This window comes from Mesorhizobium sp. M6A.T.Cr.TU.017.01.1.1 (assembly GCF_004023115.1).
In the GTDB taxonomy this organism is placed as follows: domain Bacteria; phylum Pseudomonadota; class Alphaproteobacteria; order Rhizobiales; family Rhizobiaceae; genus Mesorhizobium; species Mesorhizobium mediterraneum.
In genome coordinates this window covers 1-14,027 of record NZ_RZTA01000142.1, presented here as the reverse complement: position 1 = coordinate 14,027, position 14,027 = coordinate 1, and the positions used below count along the sequence as shown (strand labels likewise).

Genomic DNA, 14,027 nt, shown 5'->3' with positions numbered 1-14,027 from the left:
GCTGAGATGAGCGCGAATCGCCAACGCATCGTTGAAGGTCCGGAGATAGACGCAGCGCGGGCCGAGGCCGGGCATTGGCAGCTTGCGCGGGGTTGACCCGGTTGCCAGCAAAAGCTTGTCGTAAGGCAGGTCCGAGCCGTCCGACAGGCGCACGAGATGCGCGGCGCGATCGATCGCCACCGCCTGAACCGAATGGATATGCCGGATCGACCTCTCGGCCAGGATTTCATCGCTGGCGATCGCCTTGATCACGGGCGCATCGCTAGCCATCGCTTCTTTCGACAGCGGCGGCCGCTCATAGGGCAGATGCGGCTCGTCGCCGACCAGCGTCACCGGCCCGTCATAGCCGAGATCGCGCAGCGCCAAGGCAGCCCGCCCGCCGCATTCACCGGCACCGATGATGACCATCCCGTTCGTCATCACCGTCACCCGATCTGAATGAGGATTTTACCGGCGTCGAGCTTGACCGGATATGTCCTGAGATTGACGCAGACTGGCGCGCCCCTGGCCGCACCGGTCTTGTAGTTGAAGCGGCCATTGTGCTTCGGGCATTCGATGATGTCGTCCATCACCAGCCCGTCGGCCAGGTGCACCTTCTCATGCGTGCAAAGACCGTCCGTCGCGAAATATTCGTCGTCGGGGCTGCGATAGATGGCGAAGGTGCGGCCTTCATGGTCGAACCGCATCACGTCCTCTTCGTCGATGTCTTCGGCATCACAGGCCTCGACCCAGTCGCTCATCAGTCCTCCCGGCGTTTTTTGCTTGGTCAACTTGCCCGGCATGTTGCCTGGCATGGGCGCATATCATTCCGCTGCTGCCGCGACGGCATCGTTATCGTTGTGGAGTTCCTCGCGATAGGGCTTCGCGGTCGGCGGCAGTTCGCGCTTGAGGAAATAATCTTCATTGCGCAGCTGGCGCAGGAAGGCAGGCACCATCTCGCGATAGCCGGCCAGGATCGACGGCGTCGGCGCCGGCAGGTCGTGCTTGATCATCTCGTGCAGCCTTGGCAGCGCGTGATAGGGCACCATCGGGAACATGTGGTGCTCCACATGATAGTTCATGTTCCAGTAGATGAAGCGGCTGATCGGGTTCATGTAGACGGTGCGGCTGTTGAGGCGATGGTCGATGACATTTTCGGCGAGGCCGCCATGCTGCAGCAGGCCCGTCATGACATGATGCCAGGCGCCGTAAAGCCTGGGCAGCCCGACCAGCATCAGGGGCAGGAACGAGCCGCTATAAAGTGCCAGCGCGATGGTCGCGGCATAGATTGCCGCCCAGATGCGGGCAATGCGGATCGCCTTTGGCTGCTCCTGCTCGGGAATGAAGGTTTTTTCCGCCGGGCTGACGATGCCGGCCGCATTGCGCAGCATGTCGCTCATGGCATGCCAGGCATCGAGAATGCCGAAGAAATTGAGCACGACGCGCAACAGATCCGGCGGGCGCATCACCGCGATCTCCGGATCGCGACCGACGATGATCGTATCGGTGTGATGCCGCGTATGGCTCCAGCGCCAGGTCACCGGGTTGCGCATGATCATGAAGCAGGCGAGCTGGTAGATCACATCATTCATCCACTGCGTCCTGAACGCGGTGCCATGACCGCATTCGTGCCAGCGTGAATCGGTGGAAGAGCCGTAAAGCACGCCATAGACGAAGAAGAACGGGACGCACCACCACGTGCCCCAGAACCAGGCGCCGCCTGCGCCGCTCAGGATCAAGGCGCCGAGCCAGATGATGGTGTCGCGGATCGCCGGGCCGTCGGAGCGCTGCATCAGCGCCTTCATCTGCTTGCGCGGCACGTCGGTGTGATACCACTCGGCCGCCGCCAGCCCGGTCTCGACGGCGAGCTTGGCGTCGCGGCCGATCAGGCTGTAGTCGCGCCGGGACGGTGCTGCGTCCATCGTTGCGTCCATGGGAGTGCCTCCACCAGCGCCCTGCGATCCGCCCCGGTCAATGACCGGGCCGCGGTCGCAAACGTCGTAGGCTAGGAATAGCGCCAAGCCATGATAGGCTCAATATCACAAAGATAGTTTCTATCATTTCCCATCAGAATGATATAAATTGCTTTGGCAAGCGGAGAGAGACAGCCATGGCAAAACGGCCGACCATCACCGATCTGGCGCGCGCCTCCGGCGTCAGCGTCGCCACCGTCGACCGGGTGCTGAACAATCGCCTGCCGGTGCGCGAGGAAACCGCGCGCCGTGTCTATGAGGCGGCGACCGATATCGGCTATCACGCTGCCGGACTGATCAAGCAGCGGATGCGCCAGGAACTGCCGGAATATCGGCTCGGCTTTCTGCTGCTGAGGGGCAATGATGTTTTCTACAGCGATTTCGCGCGGGAGCTCGAACTGGCGGTGTCGCAATCGCAGCGCTTCCGCGGCGTGGCAACCATCGACTTCGCCGGTTCGCTGGCGCCCGGCGAGATCACTGCCCAGATGCGCAAGCTGGCGGCGAAATCCAGGGCTGTCGCCCTTGTCGGTCCGGATCATCCGACGCTGACGGCAGCCGTCGAGGCGCTGAAGGCGAGAGGGCAACCCGTCTTCTCGCTGCTGTCCGACTTTGCCGCCGGCATCCGCGAGGGCTATGTCGGCCTCGACAACCGCAAGGTCGGCCGCACCGCGGCCTGGATGATCGCCAGGGCGGCGAGGAAGCCCGGCAAGGTCGCGCTTTTTGTCGGCAGTCATCGCTTCCATGGTCATGAGCTGCGCGAGATCGGCTTCAGATCATTCTTCCGCGAGCATGCGCCGGAATTCACGGTGCTGGAGACGCTGGTCAACCTGGAGGCCAACCAGGTGACCCATGATGCGATGATCGATCTTCTGGCGCGGTACCCAGATCTTGCCGGCTGCTACGTCGCCGGCGGCGGCATGGAAGGCGCGGTTTCCGCGCTCAGGGCAGCGAGGCCCGTAAATATGCCGGTGGTCGTTTGCAATGAGATCAACGCCGAGTCGCGCGCGGCGCTCGCCGACAACATCCTGACCATGGTGATTTCGACGCCGCTGGCAGCACTATGCCGCGAGCTTGTCGATCTGATGGCGCATGCCATCGAGGCAGGCGCTGCCAACGCGCCCGGCCAGACCTTCCTGCCCTTCGACATCTATCTGCCGGAAAACATCTAGGTTCGGGCAAAACATCTGGGCTCAGCCAATGCATCCAGCTTCAGATCGGGCACCACGATGCATCGGCAATGATGTGAACCATCAGCCTGATGGATTCTTGCAGAAGGTTTGCCGGCCCTCAGCGGCGTTATCCGAAAATCCGCCATCCGATTTCGGAATCTCCTTGACGCCCGCCGGCGGAATGGAATAAATATTTCACTAGATAGGTATTTTGGTTCTTTCGTTCCGGAACATCTGTTTCAAGCAGAGGGCTTGGCGTTCCAGTCAACGCGGAAATCGCCATCGGGAACGGAGATGGCAATCGGGAGAGATTCCCTGGGAGATCGGGGATTCCGGGTAGATCGGTGCAGCCGGACACCAATTCTGTGGAGGAGAGAATAAAATGAAGAAACTGCTTTTGGGCGTCGTGTTTTCGGCGCTGATGAGTTCGTCCGCCCTCGCTGCCAAGATCGGCGTGTCTATGGCGCTGTTCGACGACAATTTTCTCACCGTGCTGCGCAACGGCATGATCGAGCAGGCCAAGGGCATGGAAGGCGTAGAACTGCAGGTCGAGGACGCGCAGAACGACGTCGCCAAGCAGCTCGACCAGATCAAGAATTTCGTCGCCTCGGGCGTCGACGCGATCATCGTCAATCCGGTCGACACCTCGGCCACCCAGGCGATGTCGGACGCCGCCGCTGCGGCCAAGGTTCCGCTGGTCTATGTCAACCGCGAGCCGGTCAACGTCGACACGCTGCCGGACAACCAGGCCTTCGTCGCCTCGAACGAGGTTGAGTCCGGCACTCTCGAAACCCAGGAAGTCTGCCGCCTGTTCAAGGAGGCCGGCAAGACCGAGGCCAATGTCTATGTGATCATGGGCGAGCTGTCGAACCAGGCGGCGGTGCAGCGCACCAAGGATATTGACGATGTGATCGCCACTCCGGAATGCAGCTTCATCAAGATCATCGACAAGCAGACATCGAACTGGAAACGCGAGGAAGCGCAGAACCTGATGACCAACTGGCTGTCGACCGGCACGCCGTTCGATGGCGTGATCGCCAACAATGACGAAAGCGCCATCGGTGCGATCCAGGCCATGAAGGCTGCCAACGTCGACATGAAGTCGGTTGTCGTCGGCGGCGTGGACGCCACCCAGGACGCGCTTGCCGCGATGCAGGCGGGCGACCTCGACGCGACCGTGTTCCAGGACGCGGCCGGCCAGGGCGCCGGGGCGCTGGACGCCGCGCTCAAGCTTTCCAAGGGCGAGGCGGTCGAACAGAAGGTCTACATACCCTTCCAACTGGTCACGCCGGCGAACATCGACAAGTTCCTTAAGAAGAACTGAGGCTGCGGGATCGTTTCGATAGGGAGCGGCGCGTCAGAGCATCGGACCGTTTTGGGAAATCCGATGTTCGAAACAAGAGCATCGGGAGCTCAAAACAAAGGGACGGCGCCGCTCCTCTTTCCCTCATCGCCGTAGACAGGCGGCGGGAGGGCGACTGCTGACGGAGGAAGCAAGATTTGGCACAGACAACCCATGGCGTCGGCGGACTCAGCTATGATGCGAAGAAGCGCACATGGCCTGCCGAATTCAACGTTTTCCTGGCGCTCATCATCCTCGTCGGCGCCTTCGAGCTGATAGGCCGTGTCTTTCTTGGCGACAGCTTTCTGTTCAACACCCGCGCCAATGTCGATACGATCTTCAACGAGGCGCGCCTGCAGATCATCATCCTGCAGGTGTCGATCGTCGGCATCATCGCCATCGGCGTGACGCAGGTGATCATTTCCGGCGGCATCGACCTTTCCTCTGGTTCGATCGTCGGCGCCACGGCGATGATCGCCATGAGTTTCGCCCAGGTAGCGACGGTCAACGGCAACCCTAACCCCAAGGCGGTGTTCCTCGCGCAAGGCTGGACCGACCTGCCGGTGATCGTGCCGGTGCTGGTCGCGATCGGCTGCGGCCTGCTGGCGGGCTTGGTCAACGGCTCGTTGATCGCCTACACGCGCATTCCGCCGTTCATCGCCACGCTCGGCATGATGGTCACCGCGCGCGGCATCGCCAAATGGTGGTCCAAGGGGCAGCCGATCTCGTTTCCCACCGAGAGTTTCGCCGCCATCGGCAAGGGGTTGATGCCGGTCATCATCTTCATATCGCTGGCGATTCTGTTCCAGCTGATCCTGTCATACACCAGGTACGGCAAGCACTGTTATGCCATCGGCTCCAACGAGGACGCCGCCCGGATGTCCGGCATAAATGTCCAGAACCACAAGATCCTCGTCTTCGTCATTGCCGGCATCCTCGCCTCGCTCGCCGCCGTGGTGCTGAGCTCCAAGAACCTCACCGCTCAGGCCGGCATGGGTGTGATGTACGAGTTGGACGCCATCGCCATGGCGGTCATCGGCGGCGTCTCGCTGTCGGGCGGCCGCGGCTCGATCATCGGAACGGTGATCGGTGCGCTGATCTTCGGCGTCATCATCTCCGGCTTCACCTTCCTGCGCCTCGACGCCTACTACCAGGAGATGGTCAAGGGCGTGATCATCATCGGCGCAGTCGTTCTCGACCAGTGGCGCCAGCGCCTGCGGGCAATGAGGGCTTGATCATGTCAGACATCGTCCTGAAGACCGAAAACCTGACCAAATACTATGGCGGCGTGCATGCGCTCGAAAGCGCGAACTTCGAGCTGCGCAAGGGCGAGCATGTCGCCATCATGGGTGACAACGGCGCCGGCAAGTCGACCTTCGTGCGCCAGATCACCGCCGTCGAGCAGCGCACCAGCGGCAAGGTCTGGTTCGATGGCAAGGAAGTGAACTTCGCCGGCCCGATCGCGGCGCGCGAGGCGGGCATCGAAACGGTGTTCCAGAACCTGGCGCTTGCCGACGATCTCGACGTGCCGTCGAACCTGTTTCTCGGCCGCGAGAAGGTGCTTTTCAATCTCGGGCCTTTCTCGATCCTCGATCGCAAGTTCATGCGCAAGGCGACCGAGGCGGCGTTGATCCGCACGGCGGTCAAGATTCCCAATCTCAACAACACCATCCGCCACATGTCGGGCGGCCAGCGCCAGTGCGTGGCGATCGCCAGAACCGCGACCTTTGCGTCCAAGCTCATCATCATGGATGAGCCGACGGCAGCACTTGGCGTGCAGGAGACGATGCAGGTCGAAAACATCATCCGCACGCTGAAAGCCAATGGCGAGCCGTTGATCCTGATCAGCCACAACATGCGCCAGGTGTTCGACCTTTGCGACCGCATCGTTGTCTTCCGGCGCGGCCGCATCGTCGCCAATTTGCGCAAGCAGGACACCGACGGCAACGATATCGTCTCATATATCACCGGCGCCAAGACCGGGGAGGCGGAACTTGCGGCCTAGGGCCAATGCCGGCGCGGGTCATCGACCCGTCGCCGATCTGCCGCGATAAGAAAATCTACTGCGCCTCGCGCTGAACGGTGCAGGAAAGACGCACTTCCATTTTCGAACAATCCTCAAAGGAAATTCCCATGTCTCTCCGCTTCGCTCTTCTCGGTGCCGGCCGCATCGGCAAGGTCCACGCCCGTGCCGTTGGTTCCAATCCGCAGGCCAGGCTGGTGGCAGTTGCCGATGCCTTCGAGAAGGCGGCGACGGATCTGGCGTCGGCCTATGGCGCCGAAGTACGAACCATCGAGGCCATCGAAAAAGCCGGAGATATCGACGCAGTCATCATCTGCACGCCGACCGACACCCATGCCGACTTGATCGAGCGGTTCGCCAAGGCCGGCAAGGCGATCTTCTGCGAGAAGCCGATCGACCTCGACGCCGGCAGAGTGGAAGAATGCCTTGAAGTGGTCGACAAGGCCGGAGCCACTTTGATGGTTGGCTTCAATCGCCGCTTCGATCCGCATTTCGCCGCCGTGCGCAAGGCGATCGACGACGGCGCCATCGGCACGGTCGAGATGGTGACTATCACGTCGCGCGATCCCGGCCCGCCGCCACTCGATTATATCGGCCGCTCGGGCGGCATCTTCCGCGACATGACCATCCATGATTTCGACATGGCGCGCTTCCTGCTCGGCGAGGAGCCGGTGGCCGTCAGCGCCCATGCCTCGGTGCTGGTCGACAGACAAATCGGCGAGGCCGGCGACTTCGACAGCGTCAGCGTCATCCTCGAAACCTCTTCCGGCAAGCAGTGCATCATCTCCAATTCGCGCCGCGCCACCTATGGCTACGACCAGCGCATCGAGGTGCATGGCTCGAAAGGCATGATTGCGGCCGAGAACCAGCGGCCGGTGTCGATCGAACTGGCCAATGAAAAGGGCTATACGCGCCCGCCGCTGCACGACTTCTTCATGACCCGCTACCTCGACGCCTATGCCAACGAGATCGCTGCCTTCATCGCGGCGGCGACATCAGGCAAGAAGGCGGCGCCGAGCGGCAAGGACGGGCTCGTCGCGCTGAGGCTGGCGGACGCGGCGCTGAAATCGGCGAAGGAAGGCAAGACCGTTCGCCTCGACAAGACAGTCTGACTATCAAGCACAGGAGCAAGGCGATGAACGGTTCCGCCGGTCGCAATTCAGAAACACGCGCCATCGTCACCGGCGGTGCGCAAGGCATTGGCTTCGCCGTCGCTGAGGCGCTGGCTGATGAGGGCTGCCGGGCGCTGGCGCTGGTCGGCCGCTCGCAGGAGAAGGGCGACAAGGCCGTCGCCATCCTCAAGAAGTCGGGCGTCGACGCCATCTTCATCAGCGCCGATGTTTCCAAAGTGGCCGACTGCAAGCGCGCGGTCGAAACGGCGATCGGCCATTTCGGCAGCGTCAACGCGCTGGTCAATGCCGCCGCCACCTCGGCGCGCGGTTCACTGGTCGAGACGAGTGAAGAGCTTTTCGACCAGATTTTCCAGACCAATGTGCGCGGCCCCTTCTTCCTGATGCAGGGCGTGGTGGCGCAGCTGCTCGCCCGCAAGGCGCCAGGCTCGATCGTCAATGTGCTGTCGATGTCGGCGCATTGCGGGCAATCGTTCCTGGCGCCCTATTCGTCGAGCAAGGGCGCACTGGCGACGCTGACCAAGAATGTCGCCAACGCGTACCGCAGCAACCGCATCCGTTGCAACGCCGTGCTGCCCGGCTGGATGGACACCGAGGGCGAGGCGATCGTGCAGAAGAAATGGCACGATGCGCCTGATAACTGGCTGGAAAAGGCCGAGGCGGCGCAGCCGATGGGCCAATTGGTGAAGCCGGACCAGCTTGCCCGGCTGATCAGCTATATGGTCAGCCCGCAGTCGGGCGTCATGACCGGGTCGCTGGTCGACTATGACCAGAATATTGCGGGATCGTCGCCGGAGTAGTGTCATCAGAAGCGTGGGTAGTAGGTCAGTTTGAAATTCCTCTTTCAAATGGCCGGGCTTGAATGCCATATTGGAAGAATGACAGACCAAATCGCATCCGGCATCGTGGTCGTCCGCGTGTTCATGACCGACCATCTCGTGGGCGGTCAGCCAGCAGTTCAATTGTGGGCCGCAGCCGTTCCGCGGGATGAAGCGGTCGCTGCTGTCAAAAGAGCGATTCCAGCTCATTGGACCGCTGAGTTGACTGATCGACGGCTTACTCAGGATCACGTCAGACGACTCAATATGAAGCTGGGCAGTGTCTTCGAATTGAGTTTAGCGGAATGAACCCAAGCGCCCGTGCGACGTGGTCAATTGGCGAAGTCGGTTGTAGGACATCACAACAAGTCAACTTGGGAGGATTCTATGGCGATTGCTCGTTGCACATCACATCCGATCACGCGTGACACGAAGGAACCTTATCAGGTCCACGCTTTACCAATTGGCTATCCTACAACGGCGGCAGTTTGCGGACGGGTTGGATGCGAAGACCCTGCTCGTATTTGGCTGACGCCTGACGAAGCAAAGAAACATAGTGCCGGTCAACGAGTCTTCGGCGTCAAAACACATTCGGTCAAAGTGCGTGTTGGGGCCGATCTTATTTCAAACTGACACAATACCGACGCGTGACAAGCGCCCCGGCTTCGATTATATGAGCCGCATGATCAACCTGACCGCCACATATTGGTACTTTAGGAGCTCGCTGGCGGCGGGAGGATTGCGCTCGATCTGAAGATTGCAGCATCAAAATCCGAACAGCCGCCAGACCTGGCGGCTTTTTTTGTTTCAGCCGGCAGGTCTCCCAATCAGGAGCAGAGAGCCGTGTTGACCACCACAGATGATCTTCGGGTCAAGGAAATCCGAGAACTGAGTACGCCGGACCAGGTGATGCGGGAGATACCGCGCACGCTGACGGCGACGCGCACCGTGACCGCGTCGCGCAACGCTATCCACGCCGTGCTGACCGGCACTGACGATCGGCTGATCGTCGTCGTCGGCCCCTGCTCGATCCACGACCCGGCCGCCGCCGTAGACTATGCCAGCCGCCTGGCATCGCTGCGCGATAGCCTGTCCGATCGGCTGGAGATCGTGATGCGCGTCTATTTCGAGAAGCCGCGCACGACGGTCGGCTGGAAAGGCCTGATCAACGATCCTGACCTCGACGGCAGCTTCAACATCGACAAAGGACTGAGGCTGGCGCGCAACGTTCTCTCCGCCGTCAACAATCTTGGCCTGCCGGCGGCGACCGAATTCCTCGACATGGCCACCCCGCAATACATTGCCGACCTCGTCGCCTGGGGCGCGATCGGCGCGCGCACGACGGAGAGCCAGATCCATCGGGAACTCGCATCCGGCCTGTCCTGCCCGGTCGGCTTCAAGAACGGCACCGACGGCAATTTGCGGATCGCCGCCGAGGCGGTGAAATCCGCCGCCCAGCCGCATCATTTCTTGGCGGTGACGAAGGGCGGGCGCAGCGCCATCGCGACGACCACCGGCAACGAGGACTGCCACGTCATCCTGCGCGGCGGCATTCAGCCCAATTATGACGCGGCAAGCGTCGCCGCCGCCGGTGCGGAACTCGCCCGGATCGGCGTCGCGCCCCGGCTGATGATCGATGTCAGCCACGCCAACAGCAACAAGAAGCCAGAGAATCAGCCGAAGGTAGCGGCCGACGTGGCGGGCCAAGTCGCGGCAGGCGACGAGCGCATTATCGGCGTCATGATCGAGAGCAACCTCGTTGCCGGCCGGCAGGACGTCATGCCCGGCAAGCCGCTCGTCTACGGCCAGAGCATCACCGATGGCTGCATCGACTGGGCAACCACCGAAACGGTGCTGCACGGCCTTGCCGACGCGGTCGAGCAACGCCGGTCGGCGCGACGCGCCCTGGTCGCCAGCCGCCCGGGAGCCGCTTGACGCTTTCCCCTTCTCCCCTTGTGGGAGAAGGTGGATCGGTGCGCAGCACCGAGACGGATGAGGGGTGCTGGAGGAAATGAGGCGTTGAGATATCGAGTGATTTTAGGTTCTTAAGACGTCAAAGTCGCGATCTGGCCAACACCCCTCATCCGACCGAGCTTCGCTCGGCCACCTTCTCCCACAAGAAGGGGAGAAGGGGAGCCAACGCCCGCGCTACCTAACATCCAACCAGCGCTGTTCCTCGAACGAGCGCGCCATGGCATGCACGGTGCGCTCGATCTCCAGGCCTTCGTCGAAATCGATGATGCGCGCCGGCTTGCCGGCGAGCCTGGTCAGCAGTTCTCGGCATTCGATGATCTTGAGATCGTTGAAGCCGAGACCGTGGCCGGGTGCCGGCAGGAAGGCGTCGTAAGGTCTGTGGTGCGGCGCCACCAGGATGGTTCGGTAACCCTGCTCGGTCGGCCGGTCGGCGGTGAGATAGAGCTGGAACTCGTTCATCCGCTCCTGATCGTACAGGATCGAGCCCTTCGAGCCGAAGATCTGGATAGCGATCCGGCCCTTGCGGCCCCAGGCCGAACGGTTGGCCAGCAAGGTGCCGGCAACGCCGTTTTCGAGGTGCATCAGCACGCTGGCGATGTCATAGGTCTCGACCGTGCGGCGCCCGCCTGAAGCGACGCGGCGATCGGCATAGGGTTTTGCCATGTCGCACATGACGCGGGCGACGCGGCCGAACAGCACGGCGACCAGCGACAGCGGATGCACCGCGAAATCGTCGAGCGCGCCGTAGCCGGACGCCGCCTCGTGCTTCCAGAAGAACAGCGCCTCTGGATCGGCCATGAAATCCTCGTCCATCTCGATGCGCAGATGGTTGACCTCGCCGATGATCTTTTCGTCGAGCAGCGCACCGATATGGCGGATCGCGGGGTTCTGGATGTAGTTGTAGCCGAGGGCTGCCACCTTGCCGGATTTTTTCGCTGCTGCCGCCATGGCTTCGGCTTCTGCGAAGCCCGGCGCCATCGGTTTTTCGCACCATAGATGCTTGCCGGCTTCGAGGATGGCGATGGCCATTTCCGGATGGAACTGGTTTGGCGTCGTCAACGAGACGATATCGACCTCGGGGTCGTTAACGACGGCGCGCCAGTCACCGGAACCCTTGGCGAAGCCGAATTCGGTGGCACGGCGCTTGGCAAGGTCCTCGTCGACCTCGCCGAGATGGACCAGCCTTGGTTTGGCCACGTCGGGAAAGACAGTGCCGACCGCGTTCCAGGCGATGGCGTGGCACTTGCCCATGAAGCCTGTGCCGATTAGACCGACTCCGACCATTCCCTTGTCTCCGCTATCAGGAAGATTTGCGTGGATGAATTAGTCCATTTTATCCAGAAATGGAACGCATGCCTCATTTTTTATGGCCTTCTTGCACAGGCTCGCTATGATGGGGCACACAGCATCGACTGATGGGCCTAGGCGGAGCGACGATGGACGAACGGGTGCCCCGCGATTTCGAGACGCTGCGTACGACGATCCTGGAACGGCGCCATAGCCTGCCCAAGCGTATCGCGCAGATCGCCGCCTATGCGCTCGACAATCCCGACGATATTGCCTTCGGCACCGCCGCCAGCATAGCCGCCTCCGCCGGCGTTCAGCCTTCGACCCTGATCCGCTTTGCCCAGCAGCTCGGCTTCGACGGCTTCACCAGCCTGCAGCTGGTATTTCGCGAGCGCCTGCGTGAGCGCAATTCGTCCTATGACGAAAGGCTGGCGGCATTGCGCGCCAAGGCCGAGGAAGGCGCCGGTCACCGAGCGATCTTCGACGGCTTCGTCGCCGCGGCCAGCACCTCGCTCAACGATATTTCAGGCAGGTTGAACGAAGAGCATTTCGAAGATGCTATCGCCTTGCTGGCGAAGGCGGAGACCATCTATGTGCTGGCCAAGCGCCGCTCCTATCCGGTCGCCTCCTACATCGCCTATGCGCTGGGCAAGCTCAAGATCCGCAACCAGCTGATCGAATCGGCCGCCGGACTCAACGCCGAGATGATCGGCTTTGCCTCGCCCAGGGATGCCGTCATCGCCATCAGTTTCTCACCCTATGCCCCGGCGGCCATCGAGGAGGCGCGCGTCATCTCCGAGCAAGGCGTGCCGATCGTGGCGATCACCGACAGCTCGTTCTCGCCGCTCGCCCAGTTCGCCAAGGTCTGGTTCGAGGTCGCCGAAGCCGATTTCGCCGGCTTCCGCTCGCTGTCGGCGACCATGGCGCTGGCCATGGCGCTGACCGTCGCGGTTGGCGAGAAGCGGCGCGATACCGGCCGCAAGCGCAAGGCCTAGGCGGCCATCGCGTCAGCACTTTTCAGCAAAGGAATACGTGTTCCATATTGACTATGGATTGGAATTATTATTTCATATTGCCGGCGCCACGCTACCGTTCGCGCGTGTTACCCAAGACAACAAGGCTGATGGGAGGTTCGAATGGGCGAAGCCGTGGACGCGAAACATGCGCCGCTCGACGTTATCACCATCGGTCGCGCCTCCGTCGACCTCTACGGCCAGCAGATCGGCTCCCGCCTGGAGGACATCACCTCCTTTGCCAAGTCGGTCGGCGGCTGTCCGGCCAATATTTCAGTCGGCACGGCGAGGCTTGGCCTGCGCTCGGCGCTGCTCACCCGCGTCGGCGACGAGCAGATGGGCCGCTTCATCCGCGAGCAGCTGACGCGCGAGGGCGTATCCGTCGACGGCCTCAGGACGGACCCCGACCGGCTGACCGCGCTGGTGCTGTTGTCGGTCGAGGAGGAAGGCGTCTCGCCGATGATCTTCTACCGCTCCGACTGCGCCGACATGGCACTTTCGGAAGCCGATATCGACGAAGCGTTCATTGCCTCGGCGCGCGCGATCGTCGTCACCGGTACGCATTTTTCGCGGCCCAACAGCGATGCCGCGCAGCGCAAGGCGATCCGCGCTATCAAGGCCAAGGGCGGCAAGGTGGTGTTCGACATCGACTATCGCCCCAACCTCTGGGGGCTGGCCGGCCATGCCGAAGGGTTCGAGCGCTATGTGAAATCCGACCGGGTCTCCGCCCAGTTGAAGACGGTGCTGCCCGACTGCGACCTCATCGTCGGCACCGAAGAAGAGATCATGATTGCCTCCGGCGCCGACGATTGCCTGAATGCGTTGAAGACGATCCGCTCGCTGTCCAAGGCCACCATCGTCTTGAAACGCGGCGCCATGGGCTGCATCGTCTATGACGGGCCGATCAGCGACGATCTCGAAGACGGCATTGTCGGCAAGGGCTTTCCGATCGAGGTCTACAATGTGCTCGGTGCCGGCGATGCCTTCATGTCGGGCTTCCTGCGCGGCTGGCTGGGCGAGGAAAGCCTTGAGACGGCGGCGACCTGGGCCAATGCCTGCGGCGCCTTCGCCGTGTCGCGGCTGCTCTGCGCGCCGGAATACCCGACCTTCGAGGAATTGCAGTTCTTCCTGAAGAACGGCAGCCAGCACCTGGCTTTGCGCAAGGACGAGGCGATCAACCATATCCATTGGGCGACGACGCGCCGGCGCGACATTCCCTCGCTGATGGCGCTGGCCTGCGACCACCGTATCCAGCTTGACGATGTCGCCGCGAAAGCCGGCGCCGACCCGTCGCGCATCCATGATTTCAAGGTGTTGAC

Annotated in this window: 15 protein-coding genes; 11 read left to right on the top strand and 4 right to left on the bottom strand. The window is 62.0% G+C overall.

Going from position 1 to position 14,027, the window contains the following annotated elements; genetic code table 11:
• The 3 genes from EOB36_RS29810 to EOB36_RS29800 form a co-directional block, all read right to left on the bottom strand.
• The coding region (locus EOB36_RS29810) for an FAD-dependent oxidoreductase (protein WP_206637223.1) at window positions 1–420 on the bottom strand (420 nt) is incomplete at its 3' end.
• Window positions 421–425: 5 nt separating this feature from the next.
• Window positions 426–740, bottom strand: a complete 315-nt coding sequence (locus EOB36_RS29805) for a MocE family 2Fe-2S type ferredoxin (protein WP_095485063.1) — start codon at window positions 738–740, stop codon at window positions 426–428.
• A 63-nt stretch (window positions 741–803) separates the two neighbouring features.
• Window positions 804–1,913: a fatty acid desaturase family protein gene (locus EOB36_RS29800; RefSeq protein WP_245461524.1), complete on the bottom strand. Its 1,110-nt coding sequence runs from the start codon at window positions 1,911–1,913 to the stop codon at window positions 804–806.
• 176 nt (window positions 1,914–2,089) lie between these two features.
• Here EOB36_RS29800 and EOB36_RS29795 point away from each other — a divergent pair, with 176 nt between their 5' ends.
• The 9 genes from EOB36_RS29795 to EOB36_RS29755 all read left to right on the top strand — a co-directional run bounded on the left by EOB36_RS29795 (window position 2,090) and on the right by EOB36_RS29755 (window position 10,369).
• The gene (locus tag EOB36_RS29795; protein WP_127205826.1) at window positions 2,090–3,121 is read left to right on the top strand and encodes a LacI family DNA-binding transcriptional regulator; all 1,032 of its coding nucleotides are present in this window, start codon (window positions 2,090–2,092) and stop codon (window positions 3,119–3,121) included.
• 382 nt (window positions 3,122–3,503) lie between these two features.
• Window positions 3,504–4,445: a sugar ABC transporter substrate-binding protein gene (locus EOB36_RS29790; protein ID WP_095484495.1), complete on the top strand. Its 942-nt coding sequence runs from the start codon at window positions 3,504–3,506 to the stop codon at window positions 4,443–4,445.
• Window positions 4,446–4,621: 176 nt separating this feature from the next.
• Window positions 4,622–5,698 carry an ABC transporter permease gene (locus tag EOB36_RS29785; protein ID WP_095484496.1) on the top strand — a complete coding sequence of 359 codons (1,077 nt, stop codon included), beginning with the start codon at window positions 4,622–4,624 and terminating at the stop codon, window positions 5,696–5,698.
• Between the two features lie 2 nt (window positions 5,699–5,700).
• Window positions 5,701–6,468: an ATP-binding cassette domain-containing protein gene (locus tag EOB36_RS29780; RefSeq protein ID WP_095484497.1), complete on the top strand. Its 768-nt coding sequence runs from the start codon at window positions 5,701–5,703 to the stop codon at window positions 6,466–6,468.
• 128 nt (window positions 6,469–6,596) lie between these two features.
• A complete protein-coding gene (gene iolG, locus EOB36_RS29775) occupies window positions 6,597–7,598 on the top strand; it encodes an inositol 2-dehydrogenase (protein WP_095484498.1) in 1,002 nt (333 codons plus the stop codon).
• A 23-nt stretch (window positions 7,599–7,621) separates the two neighbouring features.
• Complete coding sequence (locus EOB36_RS29770; RefSeq protein WP_095484499.1) at window positions 7,622–8,416, top strand: SDR family oxidoreductase; 795 nt, start codon at window positions 7,622–7,624, stop codon at window positions 8,414–8,416.
• Window positions 8,417–8,446: 30 nt separating this feature from the next.
• Window positions 8,447–8,743, top strand: coding sequence for a hypothetical protein (locus EOB36_RS29765; RefSeq protein ID WP_128286287.1), 297 nt, complete (start codon window positions 8,447–8,449; stop codon window positions 8,741–8,743).
• Window positions 8,744–8,821: 78 nt separating this feature from the next.
• Window positions 8,822–9,067, top strand: a complete 246-nt coding sequence (locus EOB36_RS29760; protein ID WP_128286286.1) for a hypothetical protein — start codon at window positions 8,822–8,824, stop codon at window positions 9,065–9,067.
• Window positions 9,068–9,277: 210 nt separating this feature from the next.
• Window positions 9,278–10,369 (top strand): 3-deoxy-7-phosphoheptulonate synthase, encoded by a 1,092-nt coding sequence (locus EOB36_RS29755; RefSeq protein ID WP_128286285.1) that lies wholly within the window; start codon window positions 9,278–9,280, stop codon window positions 10,367–10,369.
• A 213-nt stretch (window positions 10,370–10,582) separates the two neighbouring features.
• On the opposite strand, the gene EOB36_RS29750 is transcribed toward EOB36_RS29755, so the two are convergent.
• A complete protein-coding gene (locus EOB36_RS29750; protein ID WP_128286284.1) occupies window positions 10,583–11,692 on the bottom strand; it encodes a Gfo/Idh/MocA family oxidoreductase in 1,110 nt (369 codons plus the stop codon).
• A gap of 152 nt (window positions 11,693–11,844) precedes the next feature.
• On the opposite strand from EOB36_RS29750, the gene EOB36_RS29745 reads away from it, so the two are divergent.
• Together EOB36_RS29745 and iolC are read left to right on the top strand one after the other, a co-directional pair.
• Window positions 11,845–12,690: a MurR/RpiR family transcriptional regulator gene (locus EOB36_RS29745; protein ID WP_164547059.1), complete on the top strand. Its 846-nt coding sequence runs from the start codon at window positions 11,845–11,847 to the stop codon at window positions 12,688–12,690.
• 141 nt (window positions 12,691–12,831) lie between these two features.
• Window positions 12,832–14,027, top strand: a 1,196-nt coding sequence (gene iolC / locus EOB36_RS29740) for a 5-dehydro-2-deoxygluconokinase (RefSeq protein WP_128286283.1), incomplete at its 3' end; no start/stop codon positions are given.